At 58.1% G+C, this 19,239-nt stretch carries 19 protein-coding genes; 16 read left to right on the plus strand and 3 right to left on the minus strand.

Annotated features, from left to right (window positions below; genetic code table 11):
• Nucleotides 1-9: 9 nt before the first annotated feature.
• The 16 genes from iscU (at nt 10) to SOP97_RS19920 (ending at nt 14,265) form a co-directional block, all read left to right on the plus strand.
• Nucleotides 10-396 carry a Fe-S cluster assembly scaffold IscU gene (iscU, locus tag SOP97_RS19845; protein ID WP_090239371.1) on the plus strand — a complete coding sequence of 129 codons (387 nt, stop codon included), beginning with the start codon at nt 10-12 and terminating at the stop codon, nt 394-396.
• Nucleotides 397-408: 12 nt separating this feature from the next.
• Nucleotides 409-732, plus strand: coding sequence for an iron-sulfur cluster assembly protein IscA (gene iscA, locus SOP97_RS19850; protein WP_274086969.1), 324 nt, complete (start codon nt 409-411; stop codon nt 730-732).
• 7 nt (nt 733-739) lie between these two features.
• Nucleotides 740-1,261, plus strand: coding sequence for a co-chaperone HscB (hscB, locus tag SOP97_RS19855; RefSeq protein ID WP_322950563.1), 522 nt, complete (start codon nt 740-742; stop codon nt 1,259-1,261).
• 40 nt (nt 1,262-1,301) lie between these two features.
• On the plus strand, nt 1,302-3,167 hold the full coding sequence (hscA, locus tag SOP97_RS19860) for a Fe-S protein assembly chaperone HscA (protein WP_322950564.1): 1,866 nt from the start codon (nt 1,302-1,304) through the stop codon (nt 3,165-3,167).
• A 2-nt stretch (nt 3,168-3,169) separates the two neighbouring features.
• The gene (gene fdx, locus SOP97_RS19865) at nt 3,170-3,511 is read left to right on the plus strand and encodes an ISC system 2Fe-2S type ferredoxin (RefSeq protein ID WP_322950565.1); all 342 of its coding nucleotides are present in this window, start codon (nt 3,170-3,172) and stop codon (nt 3,509-3,511) included.
• A 14-nt stretch (nt 3,512-3,525) separates the two neighbouring features.
• Nucleotides 3,526-3,726: a Fe-S cluster assembly protein IscX gene (gene iscX, locus SOP97_RS19870; protein ID WP_274086965.1), complete on the plus strand. Its 201-nt coding sequence runs from the start codon at nt 3,526-3,528 to the stop codon at nt 3,724-3,726.
• Nucleotides 3,727-3,818: 92 nt separating this feature from the next.
• Nucleotides 3,819-4,250 (plus strand): nucleoside-diphosphate kinase, encoded by a 432-nt coding sequence (gene ndk, locus SOP97_RS19875; RefSeq protein ID WP_274086964.1) that lies wholly within the window; start codon nt 3,819-3,821, stop codon nt 4,248-4,250.
• 23 nt (nt 4,251-4,273) lie between these two features.
• A complete protein-coding gene (gene rlmN / locus SOP97_RS19880) occupies nt 4,274-5,422 on the plus strand; it encodes a dual-specificity RNA methyltransferase RlmN (protein ID WP_322950566.1) in 1,149 nt (382 codons plus the stop codon).
• 13 nt (nt 5,423-5,435) lie between these two features.
• Nucleotides 5,436-6,194: a type IV pilus biogenesis/stability protein PilW gene (gene pilW / locus SOP97_RS19885; protein ID WP_274086962.1), complete on the plus strand. Its 759-nt coding sequence runs from the start codon at nt 5,436-5,438 to the stop codon at nt 6,192-6,194.
• Nucleotides 6,194-7,174, plus strand: a complete 981-nt coding sequence (locus SOP97_RS19890) for a RodZ family helix-turn-helix domain-containing protein (RefSeq protein ID WP_322950567.1) — start codon at nt 6,194-6,196, stop codon at nt 7,172-7,174. Before pilW ends, SOP97_RS19890 begins: the two co-directional genes overlap by 1 nt.
• Nucleotide 7,175: 1 nt before the next feature.
• Nucleotides 7,176-8,285, plus strand: coding sequence for a flavodoxin-dependent (E)-4-hydroxy-3-methylbut-2-enyl-diphosphate synthase (gene ispG, locus SOP97_RS19895; protein WP_274086960.1), 1,110 nt, complete (start codon nt 7,176-7,178; stop codon nt 8,283-8,285).
• A gap of 18 nt (nt 8,286-8,303) precedes the next feature.
• Nucleotides 8,304-9,593, plus strand: a complete 1,290-nt coding sequence (gene hisS, locus SOP97_RS19900; RefSeq protein ID WP_322950568.1) for a histidine--tRNA ligase — start codon at nt 8,304-8,306, stop codon at nt 9,591-9,593.
• Nucleotides 9,594-9,693: 100 nt separating this feature from the next.
• The gene (locus SOP97_RS19905; RefSeq protein ID WP_322950594.1) at nt 9,694-10,275 is read left to right on the plus strand and encodes a tetratricopeptide repeat protein; all 582 of its coding nucleotides are present in this window, start codon (nt 9,694-9,696) and stop codon (nt 10,273-10,275) included.
• A complete protein-coding gene (bamB, locus tag SOP97_RS19910) occupies nt 10,268-11,419 on the plus strand; it encodes an outer membrane protein assembly factor BamB (RefSeq protein WP_322950595.1) in 1,152 nt (383 codons plus the stop codon). The genes SOP97_RS19905 and bamB overlap by 8 nt, the downstream gene beginning before the upstream one ends.
• A gap of 125 nt (nt 11,420-11,544) precedes the next feature.
• The gene (gene der / locus SOP97_RS19915) at nt 11,545-13,017 is read left to right on the plus strand and encodes a ribosome biogenesis GTPase Der (protein WP_274086958.1); all 1,473 of its coding nucleotides are present in this window, start codon (nt 11,545-11,547) and stop codon (nt 13,015-13,017) included.
• A 99-nt stretch (nt 13,018-13,116) separates the two neighbouring features.
• On the plus strand, nt 13,117-14,265 hold the full coding sequence (locus SOP97_RS19920; RefSeq protein ID WP_322950569.1) for a pyridoxal phosphate-dependent aminotransferase: 1,149 nt from the start codon (nt 13,117-13,119) through the stop codon (nt 14,263-14,265).
• A gap of 144 nt (nt 14,266-14,409) precedes the next feature.
• Here the strand turns inward: SOP97_RS19920 and SOP97_RS19925 are convergent, their stop codons facing one another.
• The 3 genes from SOP97_RS19925 to SOP97_RS19935 all read right to left on the minus strand — a co-directional run bounded on the left by SOP97_RS19925 (nt 14,410) and on the right by SOP97_RS19935 (nt 19,199).
• Nucleotides 14,410-15,696 (minus strand): OprD family porin, encoded by a 1,287-nt coding sequence (locus SOP97_RS19925; RefSeq protein WP_322950570.1) that lies wholly within the window; start codon nt 15,694-15,696, stop codon nt 14,410-14,412.
• Nucleotides 15,697-15,953: 257 nt separating this feature from the next.
• Nucleotides 15,954-17,624: a 2-isopropylmalate synthase gene (leuA, locus tag SOP97_RS19930; protein WP_274086955.1), complete on the minus strand. Its 1,671-nt coding sequence runs from the start codon at nt 17,622-17,624 to the stop codon at nt 15,954-15,956.
• Between the two features lie 318 nt (nt 17,625-17,942).
• Complete coding sequence (locus tag SOP97_RS19935; RefSeq protein ID WP_274086954.1) at nt 17,943-19,199, minus strand: mechanosensitive ion channel family protein; 1,257 nt, start codon at nt 19,197-19,199, stop codon at nt 17,943-17,945.
• Nucleotides 19,200-19,239: the final 40 nt, after the last annotated feature.

Genomic DNA, 19,239 nt, shown 5'->3' on the forward strand with positions numbered 1-19,239 from the left:
AATACCAGCATGGCTTACAGTGAAAAGGTCATTGACCACTACGAGAACCCGCGCAACGTCGGCAAGATGGACGCAGAAGACCCAAGCGTAGGCACCGGCATGGTCGGCGCGCCGGCTTGCGGTGACGTGATGCGTTTGCAGATCAAGGTTAACGAGCAGGGCGTCATTGAAGACGCCAAGTTCAAGACCTATGGCTGCGGTTCGGCCATTGCCTCCAGCTCCCTCGCCACTGAGTGGATGAAGGGCAAGACCCTGGACGAAGCGGAAACCATCAAGAACACCCAGCTGGCTGAAGAATTGGCCCTGCCTCCGGTGAAAATTCACTGCTCGGTCCTCGCGGAAGATGCCATCAAGGCAGCCGTGCGCGACTACAAGCAGAAGAAAGGCTTGCTCTAAGGAGGTTTGTCGATGGCTATCAGCATGACCGAAGCAGCGGCTCAGCATGTGCGTCGTTCGCTTGATGGGCGTGGCAAGGGTGAGGGCATCCGTTTGGCTGTTCGCACCACGGGCTGCTCAGGCTTGGCCTATGTGCTGGAGTTTGTCGATGAGACTGCTAGCGAAGATCAGGTGTTCGAGAGCTTTGGGGTCAAGGTGATCATCGACCCAAAAAGCTTGGTTTATCTCGATGGCACAGAGCTCGACTTCGTTAAAGAAGGGTTGAACGAAGGCTTCAAGTTCAATAACCCCAACGTGCGCGGCGAATGTGGCTGCGGCGAAAGCTTCAACATCTGAGGCGCCCGTGGGTACTCCTTGTCACTTTGCGTTGTTTGATCTAAAGCCTGGTTTTCGTTTGGATCTTGAGTTGCTGGCCAGCCGCTATCGCGAGCTGGCGCGGCATGTCCATCCGGACCGTTTCGCCGATGCTTCCGAGCGCGAACAGCGCGTGGCGCTGGAGCAGTCTGCCAGCCTTAACGAAGCCTATCGAACGCTGAAAAATCCGCCGCAGCGCGCGCGCTACCTACTCGCGCTGAGTGGGCCTGAATTGCCGCTGGAAGTGACCGTACAAGACCCGAGCTTCCTGTTGCAGCAGATGCAGTGGCGCGAAGAGCTGGAAGATCTGCATGGCAGTGCAGACCTGGCTGGGGTTGCGCAATTCAAACGGCGGTTGAAAGTGGCTCAGGATGAGCTGAATGAAAGTTTTGCCGTTTGTTGGGACGATGCCTCGCGGCGTGAAGAGGCCGAGCGCCTGATGCGCCGCATGCAGTTTCTCGACAAGCTCTCTCACGAGGTTCGCCAGCTGGAAGAGCGCCTCGACGATTAACGCTGGTGCGCCGCACCCGATACCTAAGCATTGATTACTCATGGCCTTACTGCAGATCGCTGAACCCGGACAAAGCCCTCAGCCCCACCAGCGCAGGCTGGCGGTGGGGATTGATCTGGGTACCACCAATTCGCTAGTCGCCGCTGTGCGTAGCGGGCTCTCTGAACCTCTGGCTGATGCCGCAGGGCAGGTCATTCTGCCGTCCGCGGTGCGCTACCACGCTGATCGTGTTGAGGTTGGCGAGGATGCCAGGGCGGCAGCTTCGGGCGACCCGTTGAATACCGTGCTGTCAGTCAAGCGCCTGATGGGGCGTGGCTTGGCCGACGTTAAGCAGCTGGGTGAGCAGTTGCCTTACCGCTTTGTCGGTGGTGAGTCGCACATGCCGTTTATTGAAACGGTGCAGGGGCCGAAAAGTCCGGTCGAAGTTTCCGCCGAGATTCTCAAAGTGCTGCGTCAGCGCGCCGAGGCGACGCTGGGTGGCGAACTGGTCGGTGCGGTGATCACCGTGCCGGCCTATTTTGATGACTCGCAGCGCCAGGCCACTAAAGACGCGGCGCGTCTGGCAGGGCTGAATGTCCTGCGTTTGCTCAACGAGCCGACTGCGGCGGCAGTTGCCTATGGGCTCGACCAGCACGCTGAAGGCGTGGTGGCGATTTATGACCTGGGCGGCGGCACTTTCGATATTTCCGTGCTGCGCCTGACCGGTGGTGTGTTTGAAGTGCTCGCCACGGGCGGTGATAGCGCGCTGGGTGGTGATGACTTCGACTACGCCATTGCTGGCTGGATTGTGCAGCAGGCGGGCGTGTCGGAAGACCTGGATCCGGGGCAGCAGCGCTTGTTGCTACAGACCGCCTGTGCAGCCAAAGAAGCGTTGACCAATAACGCGACTACCACGCTCAGCTATGTCGGCTGGCAAGGTGAGCTGAGTCGCGAGCAGCTTGATGCGCTGATTGAGCCCATGGTCGCGCGCAGCCTTAAAGCCTGCCGCCGTGCGGTGCGTGATGCGGGTATTGAGCTGGAAGAAGTCGAGGCCGTGGTCATGGTCGGTGGTTCGACCCGCGTACCGCGCGTGCGCCAGGCCGTCGCCGAATTATTCTCCCGTGAGCCGCTGGCCGATATCGATCCCGATCAGGTGGTGGCCATTGGTGCAGCAATCCAGGCGGATGCTTTGGCAGGTAATAGGCGCGGTGACGGTGAAGAACTGCTGCTGTTGGACGTGATTCCGCTGTCGCTGGGCCTGGAGACCATGGGCGGGCTGATGGAAAAGGTGATTCCGCGCAACACCACCATTCCCGTGGCGCGCGCCCAGGACTTCACCACTTACAAAGATGGCCAGACAGCCATGATGATCCATGTGCTGCAGGGTGAGCGCGAGCTGATCAGTGACTGCCGTTCCCTGGCGCGCTTCGAGTTGCGCAGTATTCCGCCTATGGTGGCCGGTGCGGCGAAAATTCGTGTGACCTTCCAGGTCGATGCTGACGGCCTGCTCAGTGTGTCAGCCCTTGAGTTGGCGTCGGGTGTTGAGGCGAGTATCCAGGTCAAGCCGTCCTACGGCCTGACGGATGGCGAGATTGCCCGCATGCTGCAGGACTCGTTCAAAAACGCCAGCGACGACAAAGTGGCGCGCGTATTGCGCGAGCAACAAGTCGATGCCCAGCGTTTGCTGGAGGCGGTGGAGGCCGCTTTGTTGGCGGATGGTGAGCGCTTGCTGGATGCTGATGAGCGAGTGGCCATTGAGGCGCAGATGCAGCAATTACGCGACTGCATGGCGGCCAACGATGGTCTGGCCATTGAGCAGCAAACCAAGCGATTGACCCAGATAACCGATGCCTTTGCGGCGCGTCGTCTGGATGCCACGGTCAAAGCCTCGCTGGCTGGCCGTAGTCTTGATGAGATTGAGGAATAAGCATGCCGCAGATTATCTTTCTGCCCCACGCTGTACTGTGCCCAGAAGGTTTGGTGGTTGAAGTGGCACCCGGCACATCGGTGCTTGAGGTTGCGCATGAGCATCACATCGAGATCGAAAGTGCCTGCGGGGGCGTCTGTGCCTGCACCACGTGTCATTGCATTATCCGTGAAGGCTTTGATTCGCTGGCTGAGGCGGATGAGTTGGAAGAAGACATGCTCGACAAGGCTTGGGGCTTGGAGGCGCAATCACGGCTGTCCTGCCAGGCCATCGTGGGTGATGAAGATATCACTGTCGAAATTCCTAAATACTCGCTCAATCATGCCGCAGAAGCGCCGCACTGATTCAAGGAGCTGTTATGACGCTGAAATGGGCTGATGTTCTGGAAATCGCTATTCAGTTGGCTGAGTCCAAGCCGGATGTCGATCCGCGTTACGTTAATTTTGTCGATTTGCATAAATGGATTCTGGCGCTGCCCGAATTCAGCGACGATCCGACTCGCGGTGGCGAGAAGGTGCTGGAAGCCGTTCAGGCTGCCTGGATCGAAGAGGCTGACTGAGTCGCCCTGTACGCTGTTAGGCAATCCCAATAAACCCGCGTATAATTCGCGGGTTTAATTTTTCGCTTTAACCACTGTTTCTGGAGTTTCACATGGCTGTTCAACGCACTTTCTCCATCATCAAGCCTGACGCTGTTGCTAAAAACGTTATCGGCGAAATCACCAGCCGTTTCGAAAAAGCCGGCCTGCGCGTCGTCGCTTCGAAAATGCTTCAGCTGTCTGAGCGCGAAGCTGCTGGTTTCTACGCTGAGCACAGCGAGCGTGGCTTCTTCAAAGACCTGGTTGCTTTCATGACTTCCGGCCCCGTTATCGTTCAGGTTCTGGAAGGCGAAAACGCTGTTCTGGCTAACCGTGATCTGATGGGCGCTACCAACCCTAAAGAAGCTGCTGCCGGCACTATCCGTGCTGATTTCGCCGTTTCCATCGACGAAAACGCTGTCCACGGTTCGGACTCCGAAGCTTCTGCTGCTCGCGAAATCGCTTACTTCTTTGCGTCCACTGAAGTTTGCGCTCGTATTCGCTAAGCGAATTGAGTGAGGGTGAAGCCATGATCGCATTGACCGGTAAAACTAATCTGTTGGGTCTGACCCAGGCAGAAATGGAACAATTCTTCGAACAAATCGGGGAAAAACGTTTCCGCGCCGGTCAGTTGATGAAGTGGATTCACCACTTTGGCGTCGATGACTTCGATGCCATGAGTAATGTCAGCAAGGCCTTGCGCGAAAAGCTCAAGGCCTGTGCTGAAATCCGCGGCCCGGAAGTGGTCAGCGAAGATATTTCCACTGATGGCACGCGCAAGTGGGTAGTGCGGGTGGCGTCAGGTAGCTGTGTTGAAACTGTTTATATACCCCAGGGCACGCGCGGCACTTTGTGTGTTTCGTCGCAGGCCGGTTGTGCGCTGGATTGCAGTTTCTGTTCGACCGGTAAGCAAGGCTTTAACAGTGACCTTACTGCTGCGGAAATCATCGGTCAGGTGTGGATTGCCAATAAGTCGTTTGGCAGTGTGCCGGCGAAGATTGACCGGGCGATCACCAACGTGGTGATGATGGGCATGGGCGAACCGTTGTTGAATTTTGACAATGTGGTCGCTGCCATGAAACTCATGATGGATGACCTCGGCTATGGCATCTCCAAGCGCAAGGTGACGTTGTCCACCTCGGGCGTAGTGCCGATGATAGATAAGCTGGGTGAGGTCATCGACGTGTCGTTGGCGCTGTCGCTGCATGCACCCAATGATGAGCTGCGCAGCCAATTGGTGCCGATCAACAAGAAGTACCCGCTGGAAATGCTTTTGGCAGCCTGTAAGCGTTATGTTTCTCGGCTGGGTGAGAAGCGCGTGCTGACCATCGAGTACACCCTGCTTAAGGATGTAAACGATAAGATTGAGCACGCTGAGGAAATGATCGCACTTCTCAAAGATGTGCCTTGCAAGATCAACCTGATTCCGTTTAATCCCTTCCCTCACTCGGGGTACGAGCGGCCTAGCAATAATGCGATCCGCCGTTTCCAAGACCTGCTGCATAAAGCCGGGCACAATGTCACCGTGCGTACCACGCGCGGTGAGGACATTGACGCAGCCTGTGGCCAATTGGTTGGCCAGGTCATGGACCGTACCCGCCGTAGTGAACGTTATATCGCTGTGCGTGAATTGAGTAGCGAGGCCGAAACGCCGAGTGCCGCCGCCAATCGAACCTAAGGGGAGGATACCCATGACCTTGCGACCCGCGTTATTGCTGTTGGCCGCTAGTCTGTTAGCCGGTTGTGTCACAACCGGTACTGTTGATCCGATGAAAACCGGCAAGGGCCGTGAAGAAGCGCGGGATGCCTATGTACAACTGGGCATCGGCTACCTGCAACAAGGTCAAACCGAGCGCGCCAAGGTGCCGCTGAAAAAAGCCTTGGAGCTCGACTCGTCGAATGCCGATGCGCATGCCGCACTGGCGTTAGTGTTCCAGATAGAAATGGAGCCCAAGCTGGCCGATGAGCACTTTCGCAAGGCCATTTCGCAGCGTCGTGATGATGCGCGCTTACTGAACAACTACGGCAGCTTTCTGTATGAGCAGCAGCGTTACCAGGAAGCACTGGAGCGCTATACCGAAGCCGCTCAGGACAACCTTTATCCCGAGCGTTCGCGGGTGTTCGAAAACCTCGGTTTGACTTCATTGCAGCTGCAGCAGCGTGAGCAGGCCAAGGCTTATTTTGAACGCTCACTGCGTTTGAATAGCCGCCAGCCGCGGGCGTTGATGGAGATGGCGCAGTTGTCCTACGAGGACAAACAATACGTGCCTGCTCGTAGCTATTACGAAGCCTATATGTCCTTGGCACCGCAGAATGCCCGCAGCCTATTGTTAGGCGTGCGTTTGGCGAAGATTTTCGAGGAGCGCGACAATGCCGCGAGTCTCGGTTTGCAGTTGAAGCGACTTTATCCGGGCACGCCGGAATATCAGCAATACCTGTCGGAGCAATGATGAAAGCGGCGCATCCTGAAGGGCTAGCAGTTCCCCGTATCAATCCGGGTGAGACGTTGCGCGAGGCTCGCGAGAGCCGTGGTTGGGCCGTGGCAGAGGTCGCTGCGCAGTTGAATTTGACCTCGCAACGCTTGAGTCAGATTGAGCAAGGTGCCTTCGACAAGTTACCAGGGCATACCTTTGCGCGTGGTTATGTGCGCGCTTACGCCAAGTTGTTGGAGCTTGATCAGAATCGTCTGGTGATGGAGTTCGATCAATTCACCGGTAGCGATGCCGCAGGCAGCAGCGTACACAGTCTGGGGCGCATTGAAGGGCCGGTGAGCTACTCGCAGCGTATTTTGCGCATGGTCAGTTTTGTGTTGTTGCTTGCCCTGGCTGGCTTGAGTTTCTTCTGGTGGCAGGAAAAGACTGAACGCCAGGCTGAAGACCTTGCCACTCAAAGCCTTGAGCATGTTGAAGTAGACGGCGCTGACGGCACCACACAGATTCATCCTTTGGATGAGCCCGAGGATCAGGCCGTGGAAGCGGCCCAGATGGAGGCGGAAACAGTTTTGCCGCTGCCGTCTGAAGATACTCCCGCCTTACCAGAGCCTGGCGTTGCTGAAACGCCCAGCGAGAATGTGCCGGTGCAAGAGTCGCTTCCGCCAGTCGCCGCCGCTGCCGCTCCGGTCACTGTAGAGGCATTGCCTGCTGTATCCGCTGAACCTGCGCCTACGCCGGTTCAGGCTGGTGCGGGCGAAGCCGTGGTCAGTTTGACCTTTATTGCAGATTGCTGGACGCAGCTAACCGATGCTAATGGCAAGGTGCTGTTCAGCGCCCTCAAGCGTAAGGGCGACAGCCTGCAGTTGACGGGTAAGGCACCTCTGGAGCTGCGCCTGGGCTATGCCCGTGGTGCGCAGGTCAGCCTCAATGGCAGCCCGGTTGATGTGGCGCCTTTTATCTCTGGTGAGACCGCGCGTCTGAAGTTGGGTGGGCAGTAACATGCATGGTGAATCTCCAATTAAACGTCGTATTTCACGCCAAATCTGGGTCGGTTCGGTGCCGGTTGGCGGCGATGCGCCGATAGCCGTGCAGAGCATGACCAACAGCGATACCAACGATGTGGCCGCGACCGTGGCGCAGATTCGTCGCCTGGAAGATGCCGGCGCGGACATTGTGCGGGTTTCGGTGCCGGATATGGATGCAGCCGAGGCCTTCGGCCGGATCAAGCAGCAGGTCAAGGTACCGCTGGTGGCTGATATCCACTTCGATTACCAGATCGCCTTGCGTGTGGCAGAACTCGGAGTTGATTGTCTGCGCATCAATCCGGGCAACATCGGCCGTGAAGACCGTGTGCGTGCGGTGGTTGAGGCCGCGCGTGATCGAGGCATCCCGATTCGCATTGGGGTCAATGCGGGCTCGCTGGAAAAAGACCTGCAGAAGAAATATGGCGAACCGACGCCCGAGGCCTTGGTCGAGTCGGCATTGCGCCATGTCGAGCACCTCGATCGCCTGAACTTCCCCGACTTCAAGGTCAGCGTAAAGGCTTCCGACGTGTTTATGGCCGTGGAAGCCTACCGACTGCTGGCCAAGCAAATCGAGCAGCCGTTGCATTTGGGGATTACCGAAGCAGGCGGCCTGCGCTCCGGTACAGTCAAATCCGCGGTAGGCCTGGGCATGCTGTTGGCCGAAGGTATTGGCGACACTATCCGCATTTCCTTGGCCGCTGATCCTGTTGAAGAGATCAAGGTTGGCTACGACATCCTCAAATCGCTGCGCCTGCGTTCCCGTGGCATCAATTTTATCGCCTGCCCAAGTTGCTCGCGGCAGAACTTCGATGTGGTGAAAACCATGAACGAGCTGGAGCAGCGCGTCGAAGACCTACTGGTGCCGCTGGATGTGGCGGTGATCGGTTGTGTGGTCAACGGTCCCGGTGAAGCCAAAGAGGCGCATATCGGCCTGACTGGCGGCTCGCCTAACCTGATTTATATCGATGGCAAGCCGGCGCTCAAACTGGGTAATAACAACCTGGTCGATGAGCTGGAAAAGCTGATCCGCCAGAAAGCGGCCGACAAGGTCGCCGCTGACGCCGCCGTTATCGTGCGTAGCTAACACCGTTAAGGAATTGAATTGAGCAAGCCCCTGCAAGCCATCCGTGGCATGAACGATATCCTGCCCGAGCAGACTCCGCTTTGGCGCTACTTCGAAGGCACTGTGGCCAATCTGCTGGATGGCTATGGCTATCGGCAGATACGTATGCCGATCGTCGAGTTCACCGAGCTGTTCAAGCGCTCCATCGGCGAAGTCACCGATATCGTTGAAAAAGAGATGTACACCTTCGACGACCGCAATGGTGATTCCCTGACCCTGCGCCCGGAAGGCACTGCGGCGTGCGTGCGCGCGGTACTTGAGCATGGCCTGTCCGGCGGCGGGCAAACCCAGAAGCTTTGGTACATCGGCCCGATGTTCCGTCACGAGCGGCCGCAGAAAGGTCGTTATCGCCAGTTTCATCAGATTGGCGTGGAAGTGTTCAATATTGACGGCCCGGACATCGATGCTGAGTTGATCGTCTTGACCTGGCGCCTTTGGGGCCTGCTGGGTATTCGTGATGCGGTGAAGCTTGAGCTCAACAGCCTCGGCACCAGTGCAGCCCGTGCGGTGTACCGGGATGCGTTGGTCGAGTTTCTCTCGGCGCATGCCGATCAGCTGGATGAAGACAGCCGCCGCCGTATGGGCAGCAATCCACTGCGTGTACTCGACAGCAAATCGCCAGAAACCCAGGCGGTATTGGTTAATGCGCCGAAACTGGCGGATTACCTTGATGAAGAGTCACGGCTGCATTTCGAAGGGCTGAAGGCCCGTCTGGATGCTGCGGGCGTGCCGTACGTAATCAACCCCAAGCTGGTGCGCGGCCTGGATTACTACAGCAAAACCGTATTCGAGTGGGTCACCGATCAGCTCGGTTCTCAGGGTACCGTTTGTGCTGGTGGCCGTTACGATGGCCTGGTTGAGCAGATGGGCGGTAAGCCGACGCCGGGCGTGGGTTTTGCCATGGGCATCGAACGCTTGGTGCTGTTGCTCGAAACTCTAGGTAAAGTACCGGCTGAAATCGCCCGCACGGTTGACGTTTACCTGTGTGCTTTCGGTGAGGCGGCTGAATTGGCCGCTTTGGCCTTAAGCGAGCGTCTGCGTGATCAGTTGCCAGGCTTGCGTCTGCAAGTGAATGCCGGGGCCGGTAGCTTCAAGAGTCAGTTCAAGAAAGCCGACAAAAGCGGCGCGTTGTACGCCTTGATCTTGGGTGAAGACGAATTGGCCCAGCAAGTGGTAGGTTGCAAGCCGTTGCGTGGTCAGGGCGAGCAGCAAAGTATTGCGTGGTCGGCATTGGCCGATCATCTGGCGAACTGCGCCAATCAGGCCTGAGCGTCTGTTTAGTGATTTAGCGAAAAGGAGTGTTGGGGTGGTTTCGCGTACTGATGATGAAGATCTGGCGGTAATCAAGGACTGGTGGCAGCAAAATGGTATGCCATTGCTGACTGGCGTTGTGCTGGCGTTGGCGGTGGTGTTCGGCTGGCAGGGTTGGCAGAAGTACCAGAGCAATCAGGCGCAAGGCGCTTCATTGGTGTATCAACAGCTGCTTGAGGCTGCTTTGGACCCTAGTGGCAAGCCGGATGCCGGTAAAGTTGCAGCGCTGGCTCACACCCTGAAAAGTGATTACGCCGGGATTCATTACGCCCAGTACGGCAGCCTGTTCGTCGCCAAAGTAGCTGTTGAAGCGGGCAAGCTGGACGACGCCGCTAGCGAGCTGCAGGCGATTGTTGATAAGCCGGCTGATGACAGCCTGGCTGAGTTGGCCCGTCAGCGCCTGGCGCGCGTGTTGGCCGCTCAGGATAAGGCTGACGATGCGCTGAAGCTGCTGGATGCCAAGGTTGCGCCGGCCTTTATCGCCAGCCGTGAAGAGCTCAAGGGCGACTTGTTGGTGCAGCTCGGCCGTGCCGATGATGCACACGCTGCCTACGAAAAAGCCAAAGCAGCACTCTCTGAAGAGGCAGCTGTCGGTGGTTTGCAAATGAAGCTGGATGATCTGGCAAAAGGGGATGCGTGACGTGATGCGCTGGAAGAATGCCGCACTGCTGGCCCTGGCCGTTTTGGCTGTAGGTTGCAGCAGCAATAGTAAGAAGGAACTGCCCCCGGCCGATCTGCCCAAGTTTGAGGAAGAGGTCAGCCTGCAAAAAGAATGGAGTCGCTCGATTGGCGAGGGCCAGGGCGAAACCTTCAACATGCTAACGCCTGCGATTGACGGTGAGCAGATCTATGCCGCTGACGTTGAAGGCCTGATCGTCGCCATGAACCGCATGACCGGCAAGGTTCTTTGGAAAACTGAGCTGGAGCTTCCAGTTTCCGGTGCCGTCGCTGCAGGCTATGGCCTGGTCGTGGTCGGGACTTTGAAGGGCGAAATCATCGCCCTCGATACGGCTAACGGTGAAGAAAAGTGGCGCGCTCGTGTCACCAGCGAAGTGCTGGCTGCGCCTGCGTTGAACGGTGATGTGGTGCTGGTACAGACCCAGGATGACCGCCTGATTGCTTTTGATGCCGACAGCGGTAACCAGCGCTGGATATTCGAAAACACGCCGGCGGTACTCACGCTGCGTGGCACCGGCAGCCCGGTACTGACCAATCGTCTGGCCGTTGCTGGCTTGTCCACTGGCAAGGTGATTGCGCTGGATGCGCAGCGCGGTATTCCTGTCTGGGAGCAGCGCGTAGCCGTTCCGCAGGGCCGCTCCGAGCTGGAGCGCGTTGTTGATATCGACGGCGGTCTGCTGCTTTCGGCCGGTACGCTTTATGCGGTCAGCTATCAAGGTCGTGTGGCCGCGATGGACCTGGAAAGCGGTCGTATCCTTTGGCAGCGTGAAGCCTCCAGCTCCGTTGGCGTTGCCCAAGGGTATGGCAGTGTTTATGTAAACCTGGCCAGCGGTACCGTTGAAGGTATCGATGAGCGTTCTGCGTCAGCACTGTGGAACAATGACGCACTGGCTCGCCGCCAGCTGTCTGCGCCGGAAGTGTTCTCCAGTTACGTAGCATTTGGTGACCTGGAAGGTTACCTGCATCTGGTGAGTCAGGTGGATGGCCGCTTTGTCGGCCGTACACGTATCGACAGTAATGGTCTGCGTGCGCGTCCATTGGTGGCGGGTGGCTGGCTGTATGCCTTTGGCAATAGCGGCAAACTGGTGGCGTTGACCATCAAGTAACCGTCTGTCGCTTTGGCTATGCTTTGCAGCACTTGAGGCTGTAAAGCATGGCCAGCGCAATGAATTCCGGCCGCTGCTCGTGCAGCGGCTTTTGTATTTTCTGAAATAACGAAGTGGAGAGCCTAATGGTTCCCGTAATTGCCCTGGTGGGCCGCCCGAACGTCGGCAAGTCCACCCTGTTTAACCGCTTGACCAAGTCCCGTGACGCGATTGTCGGCGACCTGTCTGGTCTGACCCGTGATCGCCAGTACGGTGAGGCCAAGTGGCAGGGGCGCACCTATATCGTCATCGACACCGGTGGTATTTCCGGTGACGAAGAAGGCATCGACGCCAAGATGGCCGAGCAGTCCCTGCAGGCCATTGAAGAAGCCGATGCCGTGCTGTTCCTCGTGGATGCTCGCGCAGGGTTGTCCGCCTCTGACCAGATGATTGGCGAGCACCTGCGTCGTCGTAACAAACGCAGCTTCTTGGTGATCAACAAAGTCGACAACATTGACGCCGACCTGGCCCGCGCTGAGTTTTCCAGCATGGGCATGGGCGAGTCGTTGGCGATTGCCGGCGCCCATGGTCGCGGTATCACCCAGATGCTCGAAGCGGTGCTGGGCTCCTTCCCCAAGGATGCCAACGAGCTGCAAGAGGGTGAGGAAGAGGAAGAAGTGCTGGAAGGCCAGGAAGCCAAGCGCATTCCCGGCCCAAGCGAGAAGGACGGTATTAAACTGGCGATCATCGGCCGGCCCAACGTCGGCAAGTCGACCCTAGTCAACCGCATGCTCGGCGAAGAGCGGGTCATCGTGTATGACCAGGCGGGCACCACCCGCGACAGTATCTATATCCCGTTCGAGCGTGATGACGAGAAGTACACCCTGATCGACACAGCCGGCGTACGCCGCCGCGGCAAGATCTTTGAGGCGGTGGAAAAGTTCTCGGTGGTGAAAACCCTGCAGGCGATCCAGGATTCCAACGTCGTGGTGTTCGTCATGGATGCCCGCGAAGGCGTGGTGGACCATGACCTCAACCTGCTTGGTTTCGTGTTGGAAAGCGGCCGTGCGCTAGTCATCGCGCTTAACAAGTGGGATGGCATGGAGCCGAGCGAGCGCGACTATGTGAAGGTCGAGCTGCAACGCCGACTGTTCTTCGTCGACTTTGCCGATATCCACTTTATCTCGGCGTTACACGGCACCGGCGTGGGTAACCTGTACAAGTCGGTGCAGGCTTCGTTCAAGTCGGCGATCACCCGCTGGCCGACCAACCGCCTCACGCAGATTCTCGAAGATGCTGTTGGCGACCACGCGCCGCCCATGGTCAACAATCGCCGGATCAAGCTGCGTTATGCCCACCTCGGTGGTGCCAACCCGCCGCTGATCGTAATCCACGGTAATCAGGTCGAGTCCGTTCCCAAGTCCTATATCCGTTACCTGGAAAACACCTACCGCCGCGTACTCAAACTGGTCGGTACGCCGATCCGTATCGAGTTCAAGGGTGGTGAAAACCCGTATGAGGGCAACAAGAATACCCTCACCGATCGCCAGGTGAACAAGAAGCGCCGCCTGATGACTCACCACAAAAAGGCTGAGAAAAAGCGTAAAGACAAGCGCTAAGCTTGGATTGAAACGCTCTATATAAAGGCACCTTCGGGTGCCTTTTGCGTATTGGGGTGATCGGCTATTCTGCGCCATCACCAGCCGGATGCCGCCTCGATGATTATCAGCAAGTTGCCGAATGTCGGCACCACCATCTTTACCCGCATGTCTCAGCTCGCCGCGCAAACCGGCGCGCTCAATCTGTCACAGGGCTTCCCCGACTTTGACGGCCCGCAGGCGCTGCGTGATGCGGTCGCTCGGCATATTGCCGCCGGAGATAACCAGTACGCGCCGATGACCGGCTTGCCCGCGCTGCGCGAGCAGGTGGCGGCGAAGATCGCTCGCAGTTATGGCCGAGAGGTCTGCGCCGACAGCGAGGTCACTATTACGCCGGGGGCCACTCAGGCGATCTTCTGCGCGGTGCAGGCACTGATCCGTCCGGGTGATGAAGTCATCGTGTTTGATCCCTGCTACGACAGTTATGAACCCGCGGTCGAGTTGGCCGGTGGGCGCTGCGTGCATGTGCCGCTGGCTTTGCCGGGCTTCGGCATTGACTGGCAGCGGCTGCAGGACGCGCTGAGTAGCAGGACGCGATTGATCATTCTCAATAGTCCGCATAACCCCAGCGGCGCTTTGATCAGCCAAGCGGCGCTGGATCAACTCGCTGCGCTGATTCGAGGGCGCGATATTTATCTGATCAGCGATGAGGTTTACGAGCACCTGGTGTTTGATGGCGCAAAACATGTCAGCGTGGTGGCCCATGAAGAGCTGTATCAGCGGGCGTTTGTGGTCAGCTCGTTCGGCAAGAGTTACCACGTGACTGGCTGGAAAACCGGTTATGTGGTGGCGCCGCCTGCCTTGAGTGCGGAGCTGCGCAAGGTGCATCAATACGTCAGCTTCTGTGGCGTGACGCCGCTGCAATGGGCGCTGGCGGACTATATGGCCGAACATCCTGAGCATGTCGACGAGCTGCCTGCCTTTTACCAAGCCAAGCGCGATTTGTTTTGTGAGCTGCTGACCGGCTCGCGTTTTAGTTTTACCCGCGCTGCCGGTAGTTTTTTCCAGTTGCTCGACTACTCGGCTATCCGCCCTGATCTGGATGATCTGGCCATGGCCGAGTGGCTGACCCGCGAACATGGCGTGGCGGCAATCCCGGTGTCAGTGTTTTACCAGACTCCACCCAAGGATCTGCGTGTGGTGCGTTTGTGCTTTGCCAAGCGCGAAGAGACCTTGCGCCTGGCGGCGGAAAAATTAGCCGCAATCTAAGCCTGCTATCGGTGCGCTAGTTAAACCGTGTGCTGCCTAGCAACGGTTTGCTCGTTACTGCGCTAAGCACCCACAAAAAAGCCCGAACCAGTCGGGCTTTTTTGTGAGCTCACAGCCTTGTATCAGGCTGCGCTTAGCGGCTGATCAGAACACGCTGATCGGATAGTCAACGAAGACGCGTACTTCATTACCGCCGATGTTGTACTCGCTCGATTTCTGCGACACACGTAGGAACGAGCTGCGCAATTTAATGCTCAAGTCTTTGGCTACACCGCTCTGCACCACGTACTTGAACTGGTTGAAGATTTCGCGCTCGCTGCCGCCGGTGCTGGTGGACGTGGTGATGTTAGAGCCGTGCACATACGCCACGTTGTAGCTCAGGCCGGGGATGCCGAACGTGCTGAAATCCAGGCCATAACCCAACTGCCAGCTGCGCTCATCTTCAGCGTTAAAGTCAGACCAGTAGGAGTTGGCCAGGTAGATGGTATTACCGCCGTCGCCCGGACTGTTGCGGTGGTTCTGATAGCCGCCGTAGGCATAACCCAGGCCGCTGTCGCCGGTGCTGCGCTGGTGGGCCAGGGTGAACGAGTGTGCCCCCATGGTGTAGATAGCCGCCAAGCTCCAGATTTTGTTGTCCTGGCCGTCAGCATCTTTCTGCTCGGCGTAGGACTTGTCCAGCTTGGTGCGGTAGCCGTTAAAATCCAGGGTCAGAGAGCGCTCGGCCGCCAACGGGAAGACGTAATTCAGGTTGACGTACTGCTTCTTCAGCACATCTTCAACGTCAGACGCGTAAAGCGCTGCGCTGAACTGCTCACTGAACTGGTAGCTGCCGCCCAATACGTTGATCGATTTCAAACCACCGCTGTCACGGCCTTCAGCGCTTTTGCGCGATTCGGCGGTAAAGCGGCCGGCGTTGAGTTCCAGGCCCTCGATCTCGCTGGAGGTGATCAATGTGCCGGTGTAGCTTTCCGGCAGCAGGCGCGAGTTGTCGTGGTTCAGCACCGGCAAGGCCGGCATCTGCTCACCGTAGGTCAGCACGGTGTTGGATGCGCGGAATTTGACCGCTGCGCCGGCTTTGGACAAGTCGTTGGCGGCGCTACCGCTGTCACCCTGCTTGAAGAAGTCGATGCCGCCAGCGCCTGAGCGGCCCTTGCCGCCGTCTAGGCGCAGACCATACAGCGCAAAGGCATCCACGCCGACGCCGATGGTGCCTTGGGTGAAGCCCGAGGAGAACGTGCCAATCGCCGCTTGGCCCCACTCGGCTTTATCCTGGTTTTGGTCTTTGTAGTCACGGCTTATGTAAGCATTACGCAGCAGCACATTGAGGCTGCTGTCTTCAACAAAGCCATTAGAGGCTGCCTGTTCATTGGCCATGGCCTGAGTGGCACTCAGTATTCCCAGGGCAATCAGCCCCATCCGGTTAGTCAGCATGTTGTGTTTCCTTGTCATGTGTTGAAAGTGCGCTGTCAGGGTTTTGCCAAACAGGCGCACAAACGCTCCCGGCACCCATCGAATAGACGTTGGGATAGGTTTGGCTGGGATCGCTGTTATTTTGATTTTATGGGTATAGCCACAGGCGCAGGCGCGGAGCCTAATCGCGCCCTCAGAGCGCTGTCAATTTCATCAGGCGCACTACACTGGACATCAAGCGGCTAAAAGCAATTAGCCGCCCCTGTGCGCCGCTTGCCTTAGGCGGCTTGTTCGGCGGCCTGACCGAGGGCGCGATTCAGTGCACTAAACAGCGCACGGAAGCTGGCTGTGGTCAGGTTCTCGTCGATGCCTACGCCATGCAGGGCGCGGCCGCCGTTAACCCGTAGCTCGATATAAGCGGCTGCCTTGGCATTGGTACCCGCGCCGATGGCGTGCTCGGAGTAGTCCATGATCTCCACAGCCACCGGCAGGCCGGCGACCAGGGCTTCCAGCGGGCCTTTACCGATACCGCGCCAGTGCAGGGTTTCACCTTCGCTGACGATTTCTACATCGACCGCGCTGGTGCCGTTTTCTTCCTGCAGGCGATGGCCTTTGAGGGCATAGGGCGTGGTGGCTTGCAGGTATTCGCTGTCGAGCAACTTGTAGATTTGTGCGGCGGTCATTTCCAGGCCGAGGCGGTCGGTTTCTTTTTGCACCACCTGGCTGAACTCGATCTGCATGCGGCGCGGCAGGTTAATGCCGTATTCCTGTTCGAGCAGGAAGGTAATACCGCCTTTGCCGGATTGGCTGTTCACGCGAATCACCGCCTCGTAATCGCGGCCGATATCGGCTGGGTCAATCGGCAAGTAAGGCACTTCCCAAACAGCATCGGCCTGCTGCTGGGTGAAGCCCTTACGGATCGCATCCTGGTGCGAGCCAGAGAACGCGGTGTGGACCAAGTCGCCGGCATACGGGTGACGCGGATGCACGGGGATCTGGTTGCAGTCCTCGACCACCTTACGCACGGCGTCGATGTCGGAGAAGTCTAACTGCGGGTTCACGCCCTGAGTGTAGAGGTTCAGCGCGACGGTGACCAGGCAGACGTTGCCGGTGCGCTCGCCGTTGCCGAACAGGCAACCTTCGACGCGATCCGCGCCTGCCATGACCGCGAGCTCAGTGGCCGCAACGCCAGTGCCGCGGTCGTTGTGGGTGTGCACGCTGATCAATACGCTGTCACGCGTATCGATATGGCGGCCAAACCATTCAATTTGGTCGGCGTAATTATTCGGCGTGGCACACTCGATGGTCGCCGGCAAGTTGAGGATCAGCGGGTTGGCCGGGGTCGGCTGGAACACCGCGATGACGGCATTGCACACCTCGACGGCAAAGTCGGTTTCAGTGCTGCTAAAGACTTCCGGCGAGTACTCAAAGCCCCATTGGGTGTCTGGTTGCGTGGCGGCCAGACGCTTGATGGTCTTGCCGGCGGCCACGGCGATGGCTTTGACGCCCGCTTTGTCTTGGTTGAAGACGATCTTGCGGAAGCTCGGTGCGCAGGCGTTGTAGTAATGCACGATGGCTTTCTTCGCGCCCTTGAGCGACTCGAAGGTGCGCTCGATAAGGTCATCGCGCGCCTGAGTCAGCACTTGGATGGTCACGTCATCGGGGATGTGGCCCCCTTCGATCAGCTCGCGGACGAAGTCGAAGTCGGTCTGCGAGGCGGAGGGGAAGCCCACTTCGATTTCCTTCAAGCCAACCTGCACCAGGCACTTGAAGAAGCGCATCTTCTTCTCGGCATCCATCGGCTCGATCAGCGATTGGTTGCCGTCGCGCAGGTCAGTGGAGAGCCAGATAGGCGCTTTGTCGATGACCTTGTCCGGCCAGGTGCGGTCCGGAATGGCAATCGGGGTGAACGGGCGGTACTTGCTGGACGGGTCTTTAAGCATGCTCATGGGGCAATCCTTGTAGCGCGGCGGCAATCGGCGAGCCGGGCGAAATTCAAAAGAGGGGTGTGCGCTGGCGTCAGCTATTAGCCACGCAGTCGCTGGCTGACCAAGCAGAGGTTGGCGTGTTGGCGCAGCAGGATAAGGGTGTGATGGGCATTCATAGCGCCAACCCTAATCTTTGAGGGGAAAGCTGGCAAGCAAGGTGAATAAATTGGTGTTTATAAGCATTTTTAGCGCGTTTAAATGGTTTTAATGCTGATAAAAGTCGCTGTGCTTGGTGTCAATTGCGGGCGGCTGCGGTGCGTGCAACCGCCCGTTTTGCGGTCAGTGCTGGGCCGTAGCCAGCAGGCTTGGTTTCAATTCGCGCATATCCGCGCCACTTGGGTGTTGGAAAACCCGCAAACCAAATTCCGGAAGAATGGCCAGCAGGTGATCGAAGAGGTCGGATTGGATCGCTTCGTAGCGCGACCAGGCCGTGGTGTTGGTGAAGCAGTAGAGCTCCAGCGGCAGGCCGTCCGGCGTAGGGCTGAGTTGCCTTACCAGTTGGGTCATCTCCTGATTAATGCCGGCATGCTGGCGCAGGTAATGTTCAACATAGGCGCGGAAGGTGCCGATGTTGGTGACGCGTCGGGTGTTCGCCGGCTCCTGGCTGGCCTCGGCCAACTCAGCGTTCCAGCTGTGCAGCTCGCTTTGTTTGTTGCGCAGGTAATTGCCGAGCAGCAGGAAGCGTTGCAGGTGAGCGATTTCATCGGGGCTGAGAAAGGTGATGCTGGTCTGGTCGAGAAACAGGCTGCGTTTGATCCGTCGCCCGCCACACTCCTGCATGCCGCGCCAGTTCTTGAATGGGTCGCTGATAAAGCGTTTGGTCGGGATGGTGGTGATGGTTTTATCCCAGTTCTGCACCTTTACGGTGTGCAGGGCGATGTCGATGACATCGCCATCGGCGTTCAGTTGCGGCATCTCAACCCAGTCGCCCACGCGGATGATGTCGCTGGAGGAGATCTGTACGCTGGCCACCAGTGACAACAGGGTGTCTTGAAAAATCAGCATCAACACCGCGGCCATGGCGCCAAGACCCGACAGCAGAATCAACGGTGAACGGTCGATCAGGCTGGCGACCATCAGGATGGCGGCAATGGCAAAGAGCAGGATCTTCACCACCTGCACGTAGCCCTTGATCGGTTTTAAGTGGGCGTTCGGGCGCTTTTCGTAGGCGCTGTTCAGCAGCGTCAATACACCGCTGATTGCCAGAGCAATAGTCAGCACGATAAACGCGCTGCAGACATTGCGTGTTGCCGTGACGACGGCCCCCGGCAGGTGGGGGACGAGGGTGATGCCGGCGGAAATAATCAGCGCCGGCACGATGTTGGCGAGCCGCGCGGTGATGCGTGAGTCCCGCAGGGTGCCGTCCTGGCCAATGGGCGTGGCCTTCAGCGCCCGGTAGAGGCCGCGCAGCAGCACGCGTTTGACCATCCAGTTGGCCAGCCAGGCCGCAATGATCAGCAGGGTTAAGCCGGTCAGGCTGTAAAGCTCGGGGTAATTCTCAAGCCAGTTCTGGGCGTTGTTGTAGAAGTCGCTCATGCCGCTCCTCTAAGGTCTCAGCGTATGGGTCAGCGTGGCC

This window comes from Pseudomonas spirodelae (genome assembly GCF_034653255.1).
In the GTDB taxonomy this organism is placed as follows: domain Bacteria; phylum Pseudomonadota; class Gammaproteobacteria; order Pseudomonadales; family Pseudomonadaceae; genus Aquipseudomonas; species Aquipseudomonas spirodelae.